Origin of the sequence: Bradyrhizobium sp. Mp27, assembly GCF_029953005.1 — a bacterium.
Lineage (GTDB): Bacteria > Pseudomonadota > Alphaproteobacteria > Rhizobiales > Xanthobacteraceae > Bradyrhizobium > Bradyrhizobium barranii.
Genome location: NZ_JASAUS010000165.1, coordinates 1 through 14453, shown reverse-complemented (window position 1 = coordinate 14453; position 14453 = coordinate 1). Strand labels below are relative to the sequence as shown.

The 14453-nt window shown below is 64.4% G+C and carries 12 protein-coding genes and 1 pseudogene; 1 reads left to right on the top strand and 12 read right to left on the bottom strand.

Annotated elements, in window-relative coordinates; translation table 11 throughout:
• Nucleotides 1-169: 169 nt before the first annotated feature.
• From QJT78_RS42565 to QJT78_RS42550, 4 genes are all read right to left on the bottom strand, one after another.
• Nucleotides 170-1012: a DUF1194 domain-containing protein gene (locus QJT78_RS42565; RefSeq protein ID WP_038945100.1), complete on the bottom strand. Its 843-nt coding sequence runs from the start codon at nucleotides 1010-1012 to the stop codon at nucleotides 170-172.
• Nucleotides 1013-1185: 173 nt separating this feature from the next.
• Nucleotides 1186-2724: an AMP-binding protein gene (locus QJT78_RS42560; protein WP_038945099.1), complete on the bottom strand. Its 1539-nt coding sequence runs from the start codon at nucleotides 2722-2724 to the stop codon at nucleotides 1186-1188.
• A 53-nt stretch (nucleotides 2725-2777) separates the two neighbouring features.
• Nucleotides 2778-3908: a DUF5938 domain-containing protein gene (locus tag QJT78_RS42555; protein WP_028149784.1), complete on the bottom strand. Its 1131-nt coding sequence runs from the start codon at nucleotides 3906-3908 to the stop codon at nucleotides 2778-2780.
• 36 nt (nucleotides 3909-3944) lie between these two features.
• The gene (locus tag QJT78_RS42550) at nucleotides 3945-4748 is read right to left on the bottom strand and encodes an SDR family oxidoreductase (protein ID WP_028149783.1); all 804 of its coding nucleotides are present in this window, start codon (nucleotides 4746-4748) and stop codon (nucleotides 3945-3947) included.
• A gap of 280 nt (nucleotides 4749-5028) precedes the next feature.
• On the opposite strand from QJT78_RS42550, the gene QJT78_RS42545 reads away from it, so the two are divergent.
• On the top strand, nucleotides 5029-5667 hold the full coding sequence (locus QJT78_RS42545; protein WP_038945097.1) for a TetR/AcrR family transcriptional regulator: 639 nt from the start codon (nucleotides 5029-5031) through the stop codon (nucleotides 5665-5667).
• A 125-nt stretch (nucleotides 5668-5792) separates the two neighbouring features.
• On the opposite strand, the gene QJT78_RS42540 is transcribed toward QJT78_RS42545, so the two are convergent.
• The 8 genes and pseudogenes from QJT78_RS42540 to QJT78_RS42505 all read right to left on the bottom strand — a co-directional run.
• Nucleotides 5793-6905, bottom strand: coding sequence for a tetratricopeptide repeat protein (locus QJT78_RS42540; RefSeq protein WP_028149781.1), 1113 nt, complete (start codon nucleotides 6903-6905; stop codon nucleotides 5793-5795).
• Nucleotides 6906-7118: 213 nt separating this feature from the next.
• Nucleotides 7119-10634 carry a filamentous hemagglutinin N-terminal domain-containing protein gene (locus tag QJT78_RS42535; protein WP_028149780.1) on the bottom strand — a complete coding sequence of 1172 codons (3516 nt, stop codon included), beginning with the start codon at nucleotides 10632-10634 and terminating at the stop codon, nucleotides 7119-7121.
• A 19-nt stretch (nucleotides 10635-10653) separates the two neighbouring features.
• On the bottom strand, nucleotides 10654-11676 hold the full coding sequence (locus QJT78_RS42530) for a ShlB/FhaC/HecB family hemolysin secretion/activation protein (RefSeq protein ID WP_240537776.1): 1023 nt from the start codon (nucleotides 11674-11676) through the stop codon (nucleotides 10654-10656).
• Between the two features lie 16 nt (nucleotides 11677-11692).
• The gene (locus tag QJT78_RS42525) at nucleotides 11693-11893 is read right to left on the bottom strand and encodes a hypothetical protein (protein WP_240537775.1); all 201 of its coding nucleotides are present in this window, start codon (nucleotides 11891-11893) and stop codon (nucleotides 11693-11695) included.
• Nucleotides 11851-12282, bottom strand: a complete 432-nt coding sequence (locus QJT78_RS42520) for a POTRA domain-containing protein (RefSeq protein ID WP_281460601.1) — start codon at nucleotides 12280-12282, stop codon at nucleotides 11851-11853. The genes QJT78_RS42525 and QJT78_RS42520 overlap by 43 nt, the downstream gene beginning before the upstream one ends.
• A 383-nt stretch (nucleotides 12283-12665) precedes the next feature.
• Nucleotides 12666-13127 carry a PTS IIA-like nitrogen regulatory protein PtsN gene (ptsN, locus tag QJT78_RS42515; RefSeq protein ID WP_008141251.1) on the bottom strand — a complete coding sequence of 154 codons (462 nt, stop codon included), beginning with the start codon at nucleotides 13125-13127 and terminating at the stop codon, nucleotides 12666-12668.
• 221 nt (nucleotides 13128-13348) lie between these two features.
• Complete coding sequence (gene raiA, locus QJT78_RS42510; protein WP_028149778.1) at nucleotides 13349-13948, bottom strand: ribosome-associated translation inhibitor RaiA; 600 nt, start codon at nucleotides 13946-13948, stop codon at nucleotides 13349-13351.
• An 84-nt stretch (nucleotides 13949-14032) separates the two neighbouring features.
• Nucleotides 14033-14453, bottom strand: a pseudogene (locus tag QJT78_RS42505) (RNA polymerase sigma-54 factor); the annotation flags it as partial.

Below are 14453 nucleotides of genomic sequence, written 5' to 3'. Positions count from 1 at the left end.
TGAAGCTCTTGCCCGGGAAACAAACTCAAACTAACAGTCCCTTGTCCTGCCTCGCGGGTGGAGGAATTTGACTGACCACACCCGGAGGAATTTGAAGTGACCCGCGGGGAGCACCTTGCCCGCCTTCGAGCGCGGCAGGTCGTCCCAGACCTCGATCTGCATCGGTGTCTCACCGTCGCCCGCGCTCCCGCCATTTTTCTTCGCCGACCACACAGGACACCCGGGGCTCTTTCTCGGCGGTTGGGACGATCCTCCCCTCCGGCGTGAGGCCCGCAACTTCGAGAACAAGCTTGGTCCGGATCGCTTCCTGGAATTTTTCGCGATCCTTGATTGTCATGATGAAGGCACCCGGCCCTCCGATCACGCAGTCCTCGTAATAGAGATCGAGATTCGCGATATCGGTCGTCAAATAGGACGGCTCCTTCACCATGATCGGCAGGCCGTTGATGATGATGCCTTTCTCAACGGCAGCGTCGCGCGCGCCGGTTACGGGGGCTCCGTCGTTGTTCGGCCCATCGCCGGAAATGTCGATGACGCGCCTCGACCCGCGATAGGGATTCTCTTCGAACAGCTGCACTGCGAAATTGATCGCGCCGGAAATCGAGGTGCTCGAACCTCGGCGAATCGGCGTTTTCATGATCTCGGCGGCCACGGCGTCCGCCGATTCCGGGCCGTCGATCACGCGCCACGGAATGATGATCCTGTCGTCGCCCGACATCGACCACTCGAAATAGGTCAGAGCCACCTTGCTGGCCGGACGGGCCCTTAGCGCCTGAAGAAAGTCTTTCGAAACGATGGCCTGTGCATAGCCCTCGCGCTGAATGGCGAGTTCGTCCAGATCCATCGAATAGGAGACGTCGACGGCGATAACGAGCTCGACATTGACGGACAGTGCGCTGTGCCTGGCGTCGGCTATCCCTGATTCCGGGCTCGGCGCGGCAATGCTGACAACGTCACCTCCGACGATCGCCCCCGCAACAAGCACCGCCCCGACCGAGACACACCAGCGCATGGCTGCCCTCCCGTCCGTTCAAAAGTATGGTGACACCCAAAACGCGCTTCGAAAAGCGGAAACATGCCTTTGCCTGCCCGGACACGGATGAGAGTTCCAGGCCCGCGCGAATGTCCGCGTCAGCGCGTCTCGCGGATATCTTCGAAGCGATGGGCGCTGCAATAAGATGCGCCTCAGCCGCCTGAACGCTCCGCCAGCCGCGCGCGGATGTCCGGCTTCAAGACCTTGCCGACCTTGGAGCGCGGCAGATCGTCCCAGACTTCGATCTGCTTCGGTGTCTTGACGCTGCCGATCCGCTGCTTGACGAAGGCCGCCAGCGCCGTCGCATCGACGCTTTGGCCGGCGCGGGGCTGCACCACGGCGACGATCCGCTCACCCCATTTCTCGTCCGCCAGCCCGATCACGGCGCAATCCTGCACCGCCTCATGCGCCCGCAGCGCGTTCTCGACCTCGATCGAGTAGACGTTGAACCCGCCGGTGATGATCATGTCCTTGGCGCGATCGACGATATAGAGGTAGCCGTCGTCGTCGATGTAGCCGATGTCGCCGGTGTGGTGCCAGCCATGTGCGGAGGCTTCCGCCGTAGCCTCGGGATTTTTGTAATAGCCCTCCATCACCAGCGAACCGCGGACCACGATCTCGCCGCGGGCGCCGGTCGGCAGCAAATTGCCGTCGCCATCCATGATGCCGGCCTGCACCAGCGGGCTGATCCGCCCGGCCGAGGCGAGACGCTCCATCGCGATCGTGCCGTCGGCATTGTAATGCTCGCTAGGTGCCATCATCGAGATCATCATCGGCGCTTCGGTCTGACCGAACAACTGCGCCATCGGCCCGATACGCTGGAGCGCTTCCGCAAGCCGCGCGGCCGAGATCGGCGCCGCGCCGTACCAGAAACATTGCAGAGACCCGAGCCTCGCGGAGTCGAGCTTCGGATGATCGAGCAGCATGTAGATCACGGTCGGCGGCAGGAAGGTGTGCGTGACGTGATAGCGCTCGATCAGATCGAGAAATTCTGCGATGTCGGGGTGATGCATGATCACAATGCGGCCGCCGAGCGCCATGATCGGGAAACACAGCACGCCGGCCGCGTGGGTCAGCGGCGCAAGCGCGAGGTAGATCGGGCGGCCCTTGAAGGGATAGCCCATCAGCGTCAGTGCCGTCATCGCCTCGATGTTGCGGCCCGACAGCATGACCCCCTTCGGCTTGCCGGTGGTGCCGCCGGTGCCCGGGATCATCGCGAGATCGTCGATCGTCCCGCGTTGATAGTGGTCGTCTGCAAGGCCGGCGAGCCAGCTGTCGAACGAGGGCGCGAAGGACAACTCGGCATCGAGGCAGACGACGGCGCGCAGCTTTGGCAGCTCTGCACGCACCGCCTCGACCATCGGCGCGAAGCTCGAGTGAAACAACAGCAGGCTGCAGTCGAATTGCTCGAGGATGAGCCGATTTTCGGCCGCCTCGTTACGCGGATTGATCGGGCACCAGACCGAGCCGGCGCGGGAAATGCCGAACACGCAGGCAAACGCGACCGGATCGTTGCCGGAAAGGATTGCGACCTTCTCGCCGGCAGCAATCCCCGATCGCGCGAGCCCGCGCGCGACGCGGTAGCTCAGCAACTGCACGTCGCGATAGCTGAGGTCGCGTCCATCCATGGTGAGGCATGGCGCGTCGGCGCCGAGCGAGGCACCTTTGTCCAGGTAATCGATGAAGCGCATGATCAACACCCGAAGCGGTAGCGGGTGACGCGGAGGCGCCACCCGTGATTTACTTAATCGTGCACGGTCAGAACCGGCTTGCTGACGAGCCCGAAGCTGCGCAACTGCCCGAGCAACTCGTGATGGCCGAACGCCTGGCAGCCGGAGGCGAACCCCACGCGCTTCGGCGGCTGCTGCAGCAGGTGCGCCGCAGCATAGGCCTGCAGCAAGCCGGTCTGCTTGTAATTGCTGTTGCCGTAGATAATGCAATGCGCGCGCCCCAACGGGCCGGAGGCATGTACCGAATCCAAGGACTTGTTGACGCGCGGGTTCTCGCGCGGTGGCATGGTGTTCATCACACCGGCGGCGGTCTGCGCCAATGCGGCGTAGCGGTCGTCGGGATTCATATCCTTGGTCGCCTCCAGCGCGGCCGCGACGATCTGCGGCACGCCGAGCATCAGCGCGCGATTGAACACGCCGCCCAGCACCTTCACGTTGGCCACGCGCGGATCGCGCTTGAACCACACCGGGTGCGAGGTGCCTCCCCAGGGCAACGCCAGCGCCAGCTCGTGCTGACCGGGGATGGCGAGGTTGTAGAGGCCGGCATCGGGCTGATGCTCGACGTACTTGTTCTGCTCCAGGTAGTAGGCCTTGGCCATCGCGGCGTTGACCAGGATGGTCTGCGTCGATGCGATGGTCGGGCTGCCACCCCAGAACACGGCAATGTCCAGCGTGTCGAGGCCGGGCGTCTCCAGGCACAGCTGCGCGGCGATCTCGCCGGTGGTGTACATCTGCGCGATGCCCGGCGCCAACAGCAGCCCGGCATTGGCGAACTTCGTGCCCCACTCCTGCTCGAGAGTGATCAGCCAGTCCTGCTCACCGGTGGTGTCGGTGTAATGACACTTGGAAGCGAGGCAAGCCTGCACCACTTCGCCGCCGAACTTGGCGAAGGGACCCACGGTGTTGAGCACCACCGAGGCGCCGTTGAACAATTCAGTCAGCGCAGCGACGGTGTGCGGCACCTTAACCACCTCGTAGTCGGCGGTCTCGATGCCCGCGACATTCGACTTCATCGCGGCGTTGAGCTTCTCATTGCTGCGGCCGGAGGCGATGAAGGGGATGTTGTATTCGCGTAAGTATTCACAGACCAGCCGGCCGGTATAGCCGGAAGCGCCATAGACGATGACGGGCTTCTTCTCGCTCATTGCGTTCCTCCGAAATGCTTGTTGTCGGCTTTGTTGTTACATGCCCATGCCGCCATCGACCGGCAGTCCGATGCCGGTGATGAAGCGCGCCTCGTTCGAGCACAGGAACACCGCGGCATCGCCGATGTCCGTGACCTCGGCGAGACGGCCGAGCGGGGTTTGCTCCACCACCGAGCCGACTGCGGCGTTGACGTCAGCCGCGAGCCCGACCTTGACGATGTCGTTGGCGAGCTGCATGCCCATGTCGGTCGGGATCAGGCCCGGATAGATGCAGTTTACGCGCACGCCGAAACCGAGCTTGCCGGCTTCCATCGCTCCGACCCGCGTCATGCGGTCAACCGCGGATTTGGTGCCCGAATAGACCGCGATGCTCGGGAAGGCGATCGTTGCCGCAACCGAGGCGATGTTGACGACGGCGCCGCCCTTGCCGGCCGGTCCGCCCGGGCGCATGGCACGGAAGGCGTGCTTCATGCCGAGCACGGTGCCAACGATATTGACGTCGCACATCCGCCGCGCGTCCTCGGCCTTGACCTCGGAGATCAGCGACGTGATCTCGATGCCTGCATTGTTGATCAGAATGTCGTAGCCGCCGAGGGTTGCGACGGTGTTGGCAACCGCCCGCTCCCATTGAGCGTCGTCGGTGACGTCGAGCTGGACGAAGCCCGTGGCGACGTCTTCCTTCGCGATAGCGGCTGCGCTGGCGCGGCCGGTCTCTTCCAGAATGTCGGCGATCATGATCGAGGCGCCGGCACGCGCCAACGCTTGCGCGATGGCCGCGCCGATTCCTCGGGCACCGCCGGTGACCAGGGCGTTCCTGCCTGCAAGGCTCTTCCCACTCATAACGCACTCCTCCGTTGCTGGTGATCGATTCGTGCTGCGCCAATCGGCGCGCACAAGGTCGATGGGCGCAGGCCTTTCGGCGGCACCCAGCGAAGCGTTCCTCCATGGTCGGGCGTCTTGACGACTGTCCAAATTCTTGGTGCGAACCTCTGCCAATATCTTGACACTTGTCAAGAACGAATTTGACAGTTGTCAAAGGAAGTGGTTGTGAGGGGAATGGAGCATTCCGCGGTCGACGCGGTATAAGTCCTTGAAAGAACGGGACTGAGGAAGGGACGAGATGGCGCGGCAGGTGACGGGAGCGGCCCGGCGTGTGGCTGATGCGGCCGAGGTGCTGCGCGACGAGAAGTTCAACGCGCGGCGCATCGAGCTTGCCGAGGCCGCGCTCGAAACACTTGGAGAGCTCGGCTTCGCACGCACCAGCCTGCGCGAAATCGCGCAGAACTCGGCGTTCACGCACGGCGTGTTCCACTATTATTTCAGCGACAAGCTCGACCTGATCTGCTGCTGCGTCCGCCACTACAAGGCGAAGTGCGTGACGCGATATGACGATGTCGTCGCGACGGCAACGAGCCGCGGCGAATTGACGGAGGGTTTCCTCGCCAAGCTCGCAGCAACGCTGCAGAGCGAAGCCCGTATGCACCGCCTTTGGTACGACCTGCGCTCGCAGGCGATGTTCGAGGCGGCGTTTCGCAAGGATGTACTCGAGATCGACAAGAGCCTGGAAGCGATGATCTGGCGCATCGCCTCCCGCTATGCCGAGCTCGGCGGCAAGCGGCCGGCGTCGTCGCCCGCCGCGCTCTATGCGCTGTTCGACGGTCTATTCCAAAGTGCGCTGCTTAAGCACCTCGCGGGCGACAAGACGGCGATTCCCGAACTGCTCGACGAAGTCCGGCGCCTGCTGCCGACGGTCTGCTGACGCGCACGAGCGGCGCCGGCGAAGGCTCAGCAGCGCACCGCTCTCGACGATGCTTCGCATCGCGAGGGAAGCGCTGCGCTGCGTCCGGGGCACGAGAGCGGAGATGCGCGCTCTTTCGAGACGCATCACTTCAAAAAGCCAAGTCCTTCGCGCGCCGTGTCCGCGGCCCATTGGTCGCCCGGCGGCAGCGCGAGCACGCTATTGAAATCGGCGCGCGCATGTCTGGCGTCGGACAGCTTCATATAGAGGATGCCGCGATTGGCCAGAGCGACCTGATTGTTGGGATCGAGCCGGATCGCCTCGTTGTAGTCGGCGAGCGCGCGATCGTTCTCGCCCATGTCGCGAAACGCACTGGCGCGATTGTTGTAGGCCGTCGAATTTCCCGGCCGAAGCCGAATTGCTTCGTCGAAATCGGCAATGGCGCGTTGATCGTCGCCCTTTTCGTGCCAGGCGAGGGCGCGGGCGAGATATGCCTTCTCGAAGGAAGGCATGATCCTGGTGACGTCATCGAGCTCGCGGATGGCGTTGTCGGTGTCGTCCTTTTTCAGGAGAACGATGGCCCGGCAATAATGGCCGCCAGCACTCCCGGGCTCCAGACGGACGGCGGTGTTGCAGTCATCGAGAGCCTCGTCGATCTCGCCCTTGTTGAAATGGACGGTGCTTCGCAGCTCGTAGGGCCATGCGGCGGCGGGATTGCGCCGCGTCGCCTCGTTGTAATCGGTGACGGCATGATCGGAGTCGCGCTTCGCCGCATACGCTTCCCCTCTCTTGATAAGGGCAAAGTAGGCTTGCTTGGGATTGCGTTCGATGGCCTCGGTAAACGCGCCGATCGCCAGATCGAATTCGCGCTGGTTGAAATATTCGAGGGCACGGGAGGTGTAGGACGGACCGTAGCCGGGATCGAGGCGAATGGCCTCGTTGTAATCGGCCAACGCGCGATCCCGTTCGCCCCTCGCCGAATAGGCGCGGCCGCGGCAGTTATAAGCCCGCCCGAAATTCGGATCGATCCGTATCGCGGCGCTGCAGTCCTCGAAGGCGCGATCCTTGTCCCGCTTGATGTACCAGGCTTCGCCACGCAGCTCGTAAGCAACCGCGTTGGTCGGATCAGCCGCGATGATCTCGGTCTTTTCGGCGATGACGCGGTCGTTGGACGTATCGTCGGCATGGACGGCAACCGTCACGGCAATGGTGACCGAGCAAAACAGACCGAAAATCCGGCCGATCGAACCGCAATTCATGGCTCAAAAAACCCTGCACCGAAGCCGCGCCGGGACGCGCAACCGGGCGACCATCGAATCCGGCGGAGAAACATCACAGCACCCGGCTGCGAAAATAAGTCGCAGACGGCGGGGCTTCGGTTCGAACGGGTGAAGGCCGCCTCCGCGGTCTCACCAGGCGTAGCGCAGGACGCCCTTGCCGGCGTAGCTGCGATTGTGCCGCTACCGGGTGCTCTAACGCAGCACGACCTCGATAGGCGCCTGGTCGTTCAACCCGAGGGGCGCGGCGGGATCGGACGGAGTGGCGCCGCAGAGCGGGTTGCCGCCGGCCCCAAGCGAGCAGGCGCCCGCGTCGCGCGGAATGATCGCGAGCCGGCCGTCGACATAGATGATGTCGTAGTTCGCGGATGTCAGCCCCGAGGCGGCGATGCCGTAGATCCCGGGATTACGCGTGCCCTGGGCCGAGCCGCCGTAGACGAGCGTGCCTGATAGCGCGGACAGCCCCTCCCCGTTCACGAAGCCGGAATAGATCGCGCTGCCGCCGGAGAACGGCACGCCGTCGTAATTCTTCGTGACGCCGTTGACTGCAATGGTGAGCGGCGCCTTGTTGACGGTCAGCGAACCGTCGGCATAGGTGATCACATAATTGGCCGAGGAGAGGCCCGACGCCGTCAGGCTGTAGCGGCCGGCATTCACCGCGCCCTGCGCCGTGCCGCCATAAAGAAGCGTGCCCGACAGCACGGATGCAGTCTCGCCATTCATGAAGCCGGAATAAGCGACGCTGCCGCCGGAGAAGGCGAGGCCGTCATAGGTCTTGGACGCGTTGGCGCTGATGGTGAGCGGCGCCCTGTCGATGGTGAGGCCGACCGCGACCGAGCCGACATAGACCGCGCCGCCCGAGCCGGTCGCGTTGATAACGTCGGGGCCGCTGAGATTGTAGCTGCCCGCGCCCAATGCGGTGGTGACTGCGCTGCCCCAGCCGAGCGTGACGCGATTGGTGTTCACGCCGGTCATCGTCAAGCCGCCGAGCGAGGCCAGCGTGCCATAGGTGGTGCTGGCCGAGCCCGCGACGTTGACATAGGCATCGTAGACGGTGTCGCCGAACGCGCGCAGCACCGGCATGCCGTTGTTGGCGCCGCTGACGGACTTGCCCCAGACGGCGGCAAAGTCATAGCCGTTGTTGATGAAGGTGAAGGGATCGCGCAGCTGGGCCGTGGTGAGCATGCCGCCATCGCAGATGTTGCCGACGCCGCCGGATCCGCCACAGGCGGCGCTCTGCCCCGATGTGTCCCTGTTCGCATAGCTTTGGATGACTTCGCCGCCATCCCAGTTCATTCCCACGATCGCGCCGACATTGCTGGTTCCCGACACGGTGCCCGCGAAGTAGCTCCGGCTCACGTGGCTTTCCTGATTCACCCCCACCAGCCCGCCGACCTCGGAAGTTCCAGAAACCGCTCCCGTGGCGTAGGAATCGAGCACCCAAACGGCTTCATTGCTGTGCCCGACCAGCCCGCCAACCGAACGCGTCCCGGACACGTTGCCGGTCGCGTAAGACTGGCTTACCACGGCACCGTACCAGCTGCCTCCCACCAGCCCGCCGACCGCATCGACACCGGACACGTTGCCGGTGGCGTAAGACCGCTCCACCCGGCTGTACTGTTGGAATCCCACCAGTCCGCCGGCAGCTGTGCCTGTGCCGCCAACTGCGCCGGTGCCTGATACATTGCCGGTGGCGTAACTGTCGGTGACGAGACCGAGGTTGCTGTAGCCCAACAAGCCACCGACATTGATGCCGCCAGATACGGTACCCGTGGCATAAGAGTGGCTCACCGTACCGATGGCATAATCCGCGGGGCCCGGTCCCATCCACGTGCCGATATTGTACCCGATCAGCCCGCCAGCACCTTCCCAGCTAGCGGACACGTTGCCGGTCGCATACGAGTTGGAGACGAACGAGGCGACGACGCGCCCTCCCAGCCCGCCGGCGGCGCCATAGCCCGCAACCGTGCCGGTGGCATATGAGTTGCTGATCGTCGTGATATAGGCGTCGCCGACCAGCCCGCCGACCATGGCGCCGCTGCCGGTCACATTGCCTGTGTTGTAAACGTTGCTGATGGTGTTGTAAGCGACGCTGCTCGTGCCGCCGTAGACCCAGAGGCCGCTCGACCCCACCAGCCCGCCGACGGAATTGTTGCCCGTCACGCTGCCGCCTTCCAAGCCGACATTGCGGATGGTCCCGCCATCGATGTAGCCAAACAGGCCGATGTTATCGCTGGACGGCCGGTTGATGGTCAGGTTGCTGATGCGGTGACCGAGCCCGTCGAAAACGCCGGAAAAATATTTGCTGATATCGCCGATGCCGCCGATCGGCGTGAAGCCGGCGCCACCATTCCAACCCGCCGTCGCGCTGGCATCGATGTTCGCGCCCAGCACATAGTTGCCGGACCGGTTGGTGTTGATGTTCTGCAGGGCATTCACATCGGTGATCACCGCATAGGTGATGGCGGCATCAGTTCCTTTCTGGGTCTGGAACAGGCTGCCCGCCGCCAGGTTGACCGGCGCGTTGATGGTGTAGCCACCGGTGGCCGTGGTCTGTGCGTATTGCAGGACCAGGCCGTCACTGCTGGTCGTGCCGGTCGATGTCAGCGGCGCGTTGATGACGATGTTGTTGTCGGCCCGCAGCGTCAGGATATGCGAGCCCCAGGTGACGGCGGAGTTGACCGTGACGTTGCCTTCATCGGTGCCGCTGCCCGAGGTCGTCACCGTCACGTCGCCGCTCGCCAACGCGGTCTGCAAGATGCCAGCGTAGTTCGCGTCGATGGTGATGTTGACGGGATCGATCAGCCAGCGTCCGCCCAACGTATCGACCTTCAGATCGGCGGCGAGATTGACCTTGGCGGCGGAGGTTTCGACCGAGCGGGCCCGCAGCGTGCCGCCGGCATTGACCTCGCCGTGCTTGGCATCGCCGAGCAGAAGGATGCGGCCGTTCCTGCTGCCGATGCTCGCGGCCTGCACCACGCCGGTGTTGTTGACGACGCCCTTCATGGCGTCGCTCGCGCCCTTGGCGGTGAGGATGGCGAGCCCACCATCGGCGCGGATCAATCCCTTGTTCTCGACCAGGGTCTTGACGGTAGAGGCCTTGACCTCGACCGAGAGCAGGCCGTCGCCATTGAAGTCCAGCAGCACGTCGGTGCCGGCGGCGAGCGCCGTGCTGCCGGTGATGCTGCCGGAATTGCTGACGCTCGGGGAGATCAGCGCCACCACCTTGCCGGAGATGCTGCCCTCATTGGTGATCGCGCCGCCGCTGCCGGTGAAGTTGTAGCGACCGGCCAGAAAATCAGCGTTGCTGATGCCGAGCGTGGAGGCGACGAAGCCGCCGGTCTGCACGCTGCCGGTCTTGCCGATAGCGATGCCGTTCGGATTGATCAGGAACACTTGCCCATTGGCGCTGAGGCTGCCGAGGATTCTTGACGGGTCCTGGCCGACGACGCGGTTCAGCGCGACCGAGGATGCGCCGGGCTGATTGAAGGTCACGGAGCTGCCGGCGCCGATCGAAAAACTCTGCCAGTTGGCGATCATCCGGTCGCTCGACTGGTTGATCGTCATGGCGTTGCCGGACTGACTGATCGTGGCCTGTCCCGACACGACCTGGCCGCCGGTCGGCAGCGTCTGCGCCAGCGCCGGCGGCGTCAGCATCGTGGTCGCGGACAGCGCGATTGCGAGTCGCATCCGCGGCAGGGTCGATGTCATCGCGTGCCCCCTCGAAACATCAGAAGCGAATGCCGGCTTGCAGCCAGAACTGATCGTTGGCCTTGACGCCATCGGCATTGGCGCCGGTGATGATGGAACGGCCGGGATTGTCGCCCAGCGTATGGGCCCAGCTCGCCGAGACGTTCAGCCACTCGCGCGTCCAGCGCGCGGCGAGGCCGGCGCTGGCGAGCCCGTAATCGTTGCAGCCGCAGACAGTGACCGGCGCGATGCCGTTCGGCGACACGTTGATCTTGACGTAGCCGCCGTCCAGGAAGCTCGCGAGTTGCAGGCTGCCGAAGCGCACAGGCAGCGGCGCGTTGTAGCGAAGCTCCAGCGTGCCGAGCACGCCCACGTCGCCGCGCGCCTCGCCGACGGGATAGCCGCGCACGCCGAACGGACCGCCCAGCGCAAAATCTTCCGAGGAATCGAGGTTCTTGTCGGCCCATTGCCCGTAGAGGCGACCGAACAGTGCGAAGTCTCCGGGCAAGGCCTGAAGCCGGGCAACCGAAGCATTGATCCGATTGAACGGCCCTTGCGTCAGGAGCCCAGCCTGGTCCGCCGCGAGCGCGCTCGCCACGCGCGAGAGATCGAGATCGCCAAAAGTCCAGCTCACCGACCAGTTGGTGATGCCGCCGCCGAGCAGCGCGTCGCGCCGGTCACCGTTGAGGCCGAGCGTGCCGGAGGTCGAGCGCTTGTCCTGAAGCGTTCCGACGATACTGTCGTCGACCAGCGCCTTCCAGGTCACGGCGCCGCCAAGCTGGAGGTTGAAATCGCGAGAGCGGATCAAGCTGTAGTCGACGCCGCCATTGGCGAAATGGGCAAAACCGGTAAGACCGAGGGCGCGGCCGATGGCGTCGATATTGTGGTAGTCGAGATAGCCGTAGCTCGCATTGGCAATGAAGCCGCTGGCGCCGAGCGGCACGCTCGTCGTCAGCGAGCCGTACTCCTGCCCTTGCGACACCGTGCCGGAGAGCCGCGTCAGGTCGCCGTAGCCGGACACGTCGGTGAGCGAGATGAGTCCGTTGCCCTGCGCCTTGCCCACGTTGGAGCTGCCGTAATTATCGGCCCAGATACCGCCCCCCGAGAATGGGCGCCTGCGCGACGCCGACGACGAGCTTGCTGGTGTTCGGCGCATCGCCCGGCGCGAGCTTGGCATGTACCGACACGCCCGGCAGGTCGTTCATCCGCAACAGCGCGTCTTCCAGATCCCGCCGCGTCACGCCGTCCGGCTTGAGACGACCCTCGATGATCGCGCGCAACAGGTCCTCACGCACGCGCACGCCTTTGGCGCGGTCGAGCGTGATGGCTTGAGCGCGCCCTCGGCGATCTCGATCGTGACGATGCCGTTGGTGATATCCTGAGGCGGCAGCAGCGCGCGCGCCAGCAACCGGCCGCGGCCCTGGAGCACGGCCGTCACCTGATCGGCCAGCGCATAGAGCCCTTTGATGCCGAGGCGCTTGCCGCGCACCGAGGCAACGAGTTGCTCGCGCTCGGCTTGTGGCAACAGCTCCACTTTGCCGGTGAAGCGCACGCCCTTCACGATGATGCGCTCGCCCCGGTCGGGGATGGCGGCGGGCGCCTGCTGCGGTCGAATCTCGCCAGGGGACGGCAGCCTTTCCTGCCGCTGCATCTCCTGCTGCCGCTGCATCTCGCGGAGCAGCGATCCGGCATCCTGCGCGACGGCCGGGACTGCGGTACCTGCTATCACTAGCCCCACCACAACAGCCCTGCTCTGCACCGCGCCAACCACTTTCATCCTACGGGCCCGACCTTCGGGCGATAGGTAACGACCTCAGCGAAAGCGCAGGACGGCGCGTCGATCTGAGCGCCACTTGCGTTCCTGGCCGTCCTTAGCGGAGTCCGACATGGCGCGATGTGCCGGACGTCTCAAATGGGGAAATTTTTTCGCGCTATCTTGCCGGCTAGTACGAGATCACGACATCCCGCGCGCATGCTACGGAGATGGCCGGCGTACATTGGCAATTGCGTGGATCGATTCCGCTTCTCAGCGGGCGACGAGGACGGGCGACGTTACGCCGCGGTCGCCGGCGGCAGCGCCAGCACCGAATAGATCGCCTGGGCGTCGCGCGAGGCGCGAAGCTTCTTGGCGATGTCCTGGTCGCGCAGGAGGCGGGCGATGCGGGCGAGCGCCTTGAGGTGATCGGCGCCGGCGCCTTCGGGCGCGAGCAGCAGGAAGACGAGATCGACCGGCTGGCCGTCCATCGCCTCGAAATCGATCGGACGATCGAGGCGCGCGAACAGGCCGAAGATCTTTTCGAGCTTGGGCAGCTTGCCGTGCGGAATGGCGACGCCGTAGCCGACCGCGGTGGTGCCGAGCTTCTCACGCTGCAGCAGCACCTCGAAAACGGAGCGTTCGTTCTGTCCGGTCAGCTCGGCAGCCTTGGCCGCGAGCTCCTGAAGCGCCTGCTTCTTGCTGTTGACCTTCAATGCCGGGAGAATCGCCTCGGGTGCGACCAGATCGGTAATCGGCATGGAAGGTTTCCGAGGTGAATTAAACCGTCAGGTTCCGAATTGGCCAGCTTGGTCAAACCATGCCTGGCCGGCATCAAGAAGGTGAAGCAGGAGGGGGACTTAGCCCCGATCCTGATGTGGGGCGCTTCTACTCCAACGCAATCCCGGTGCCAACTGCTGCGTGCGGCTTTGCCCCGCTCATTGTTAAGGGCTGCGGTTGGTACGGGGGTCGGTTCCAGCCCTTAACCGTCCGGTTTGGCCCCCGGCGGGTCGATCCAGCCGACATTGCCGTCGGCCCGGCGGTAAATGATGTTCACCCGGCCGCTGGAGCCGTGCTGGAATACCAGGCAGGGCGCTCCGCTGAGGTCCAATTCCATCACGGCCTCGCTCACCGACAGCTGCTTCAGCGAGGTGGTGGCCTCGGCGATGATGACGGGACTGTAGCCGGTGACCTCGTCCTCGTCCTCACCCTCGCCCGGCGCCTCCAGCACGTAGCTCGTGGCGTCCATGGCGGCCAGCGCCGCGGAGGCGACATGGGCCTTGCGGGCCGAGCGGTCCTTGAGCCGGCTCTTGTAGCGCTTGAGCCGCTTCTCGATCATCAGGAGCGCCTGGTCGGCGCTGGCATAGGCATCCGGCGCGTTCGAATCGGCCTCCAGCGTAATTCCCGTATCGAGATGCAGGGCACAGTCGGTGCGGAAGCCGAAGCCATCCTTGCTCAGGGTGATGTGGCCGGAATAGTTCCCGTCGAAATATTTACGCAGGACCTCGTCGGTCCGATCGGTCACGCGGCCGCGCAGGGCGTCGCCGACGCTGACGCTCTTTCCCGAGATTCTGAGGGTCATGTGATGCCTCGCTTGGTTTTAAGTGCCCAGCTTGGATCGGTCTCGATGGGAGATCGAGAGTAGCGCGATTTCGCGCCCGCGCAATCAGGCCGGCTCGGTGTTGCGGGAGCGATCGGGCATTGCGGTGGAGAGGACGTTACCAAGAGCGCTCTGCTTGTCACGGCGGCGTTGCACCGAAGAGGGAATGCGCATGGCTTCGCGGTACTTCGCGACCGTGCGGCGGGCAATATCAATTCCCGAGGCGCGTAAGCGTTCCACGATCGTGTCATCCGACAGGATCGCCGACGGCGCTTCCGAATCGATCAGCTGCTTGATGTGGTGGCGCACGGCCTCGGCGGAATGCGCCTCGCCGCCGTCGGCGGAGGCGATCGAGGCCGTGAAGAAATATTTCAATTCGAATGTGCCGCGATTTGTCGCCATGTACTTGTTGGCGGTGACACGCGACACCGTGGATTCATGCATCTGGATGGCGTCGGCAACGGCCTTCAGATTCAGCGGCCGCAGA

Excerpts from the sequence above, each read along its gene's own strand:
- QJT78_RS42565 (WP_038945100.1), bottom strand. The coding sequence starts at position 1,012 with ATGCGCTGGTGTGTCTCGGTCGGGGCGGTGCTTGTTGCGGGGGCGATC.
- QJT78_RS42560 (WP_038945099.1), bottom strand. The coding sequence starts at position 2,724 with ATGCGCTTCATCGATTACCTGGACAAAGGTGCCTCGCTCGGCGCCGAC.
- QJT78_RS42555 (WP_028149784.1), bottom strand. The coding sequence starts at position 3,908 with ATGAGCGAGAAGAAGCCCGTCATCGTCTATGGCGCTTCCGGCTATACC.
- QJT78_RS42550 (WP_028149783.1), bottom strand. The coding sequence starts at position 4,748 with ATGAGTGGGAAGAGCCTTGCAGGCAGGAACGCCCTGGTCACCGGCGGT.
- QJT78_RS42545 (WP_038945097.1), top strand. The coding sequence starts at position 5,029 with ATGGCGCGGCAGGTGACGGGAGCGGCCCGGCGTGTGGCTGATGCGGCC.
- QJT78_RS42540 (WP_028149781.1), bottom strand. The coding sequence starts at position 6,905 with ATGAATTGCGGTTCGATCGGCCGGATTTTCGGTCTGTTTTGCTCGGTC.
- QJT78_RS42535 (WP_028149780.1), bottom strand. The coding sequence starts at position 10,634 with ATGACATCGACCCTGCCGCGGATGCGACTCGCAATCGCGCTGTCCGCG.
- QJT78_RS42520 (WP_281460601.1), bottom strand. The coding sequence starts at position 12,282 with ATGCAGCGGCAGCAGGAGATGCAGCGGCAGGAAAGGCTGCCGTCCCCT.
- ptsN (WP_008141251.1), bottom strand. The coding sequence starts at position 13,127 with ATGCCGATTACCGATCTGGTCGCACCCGAGGCGATTCTCCCGGCATTG.
- raiA (WP_028149778.1), bottom strand. The coding sequence starts at position 13,948 with ATGACCCTCAGAATCTCGGGAAAGAGCGTCAGCGTCGGCGACGCCCTG.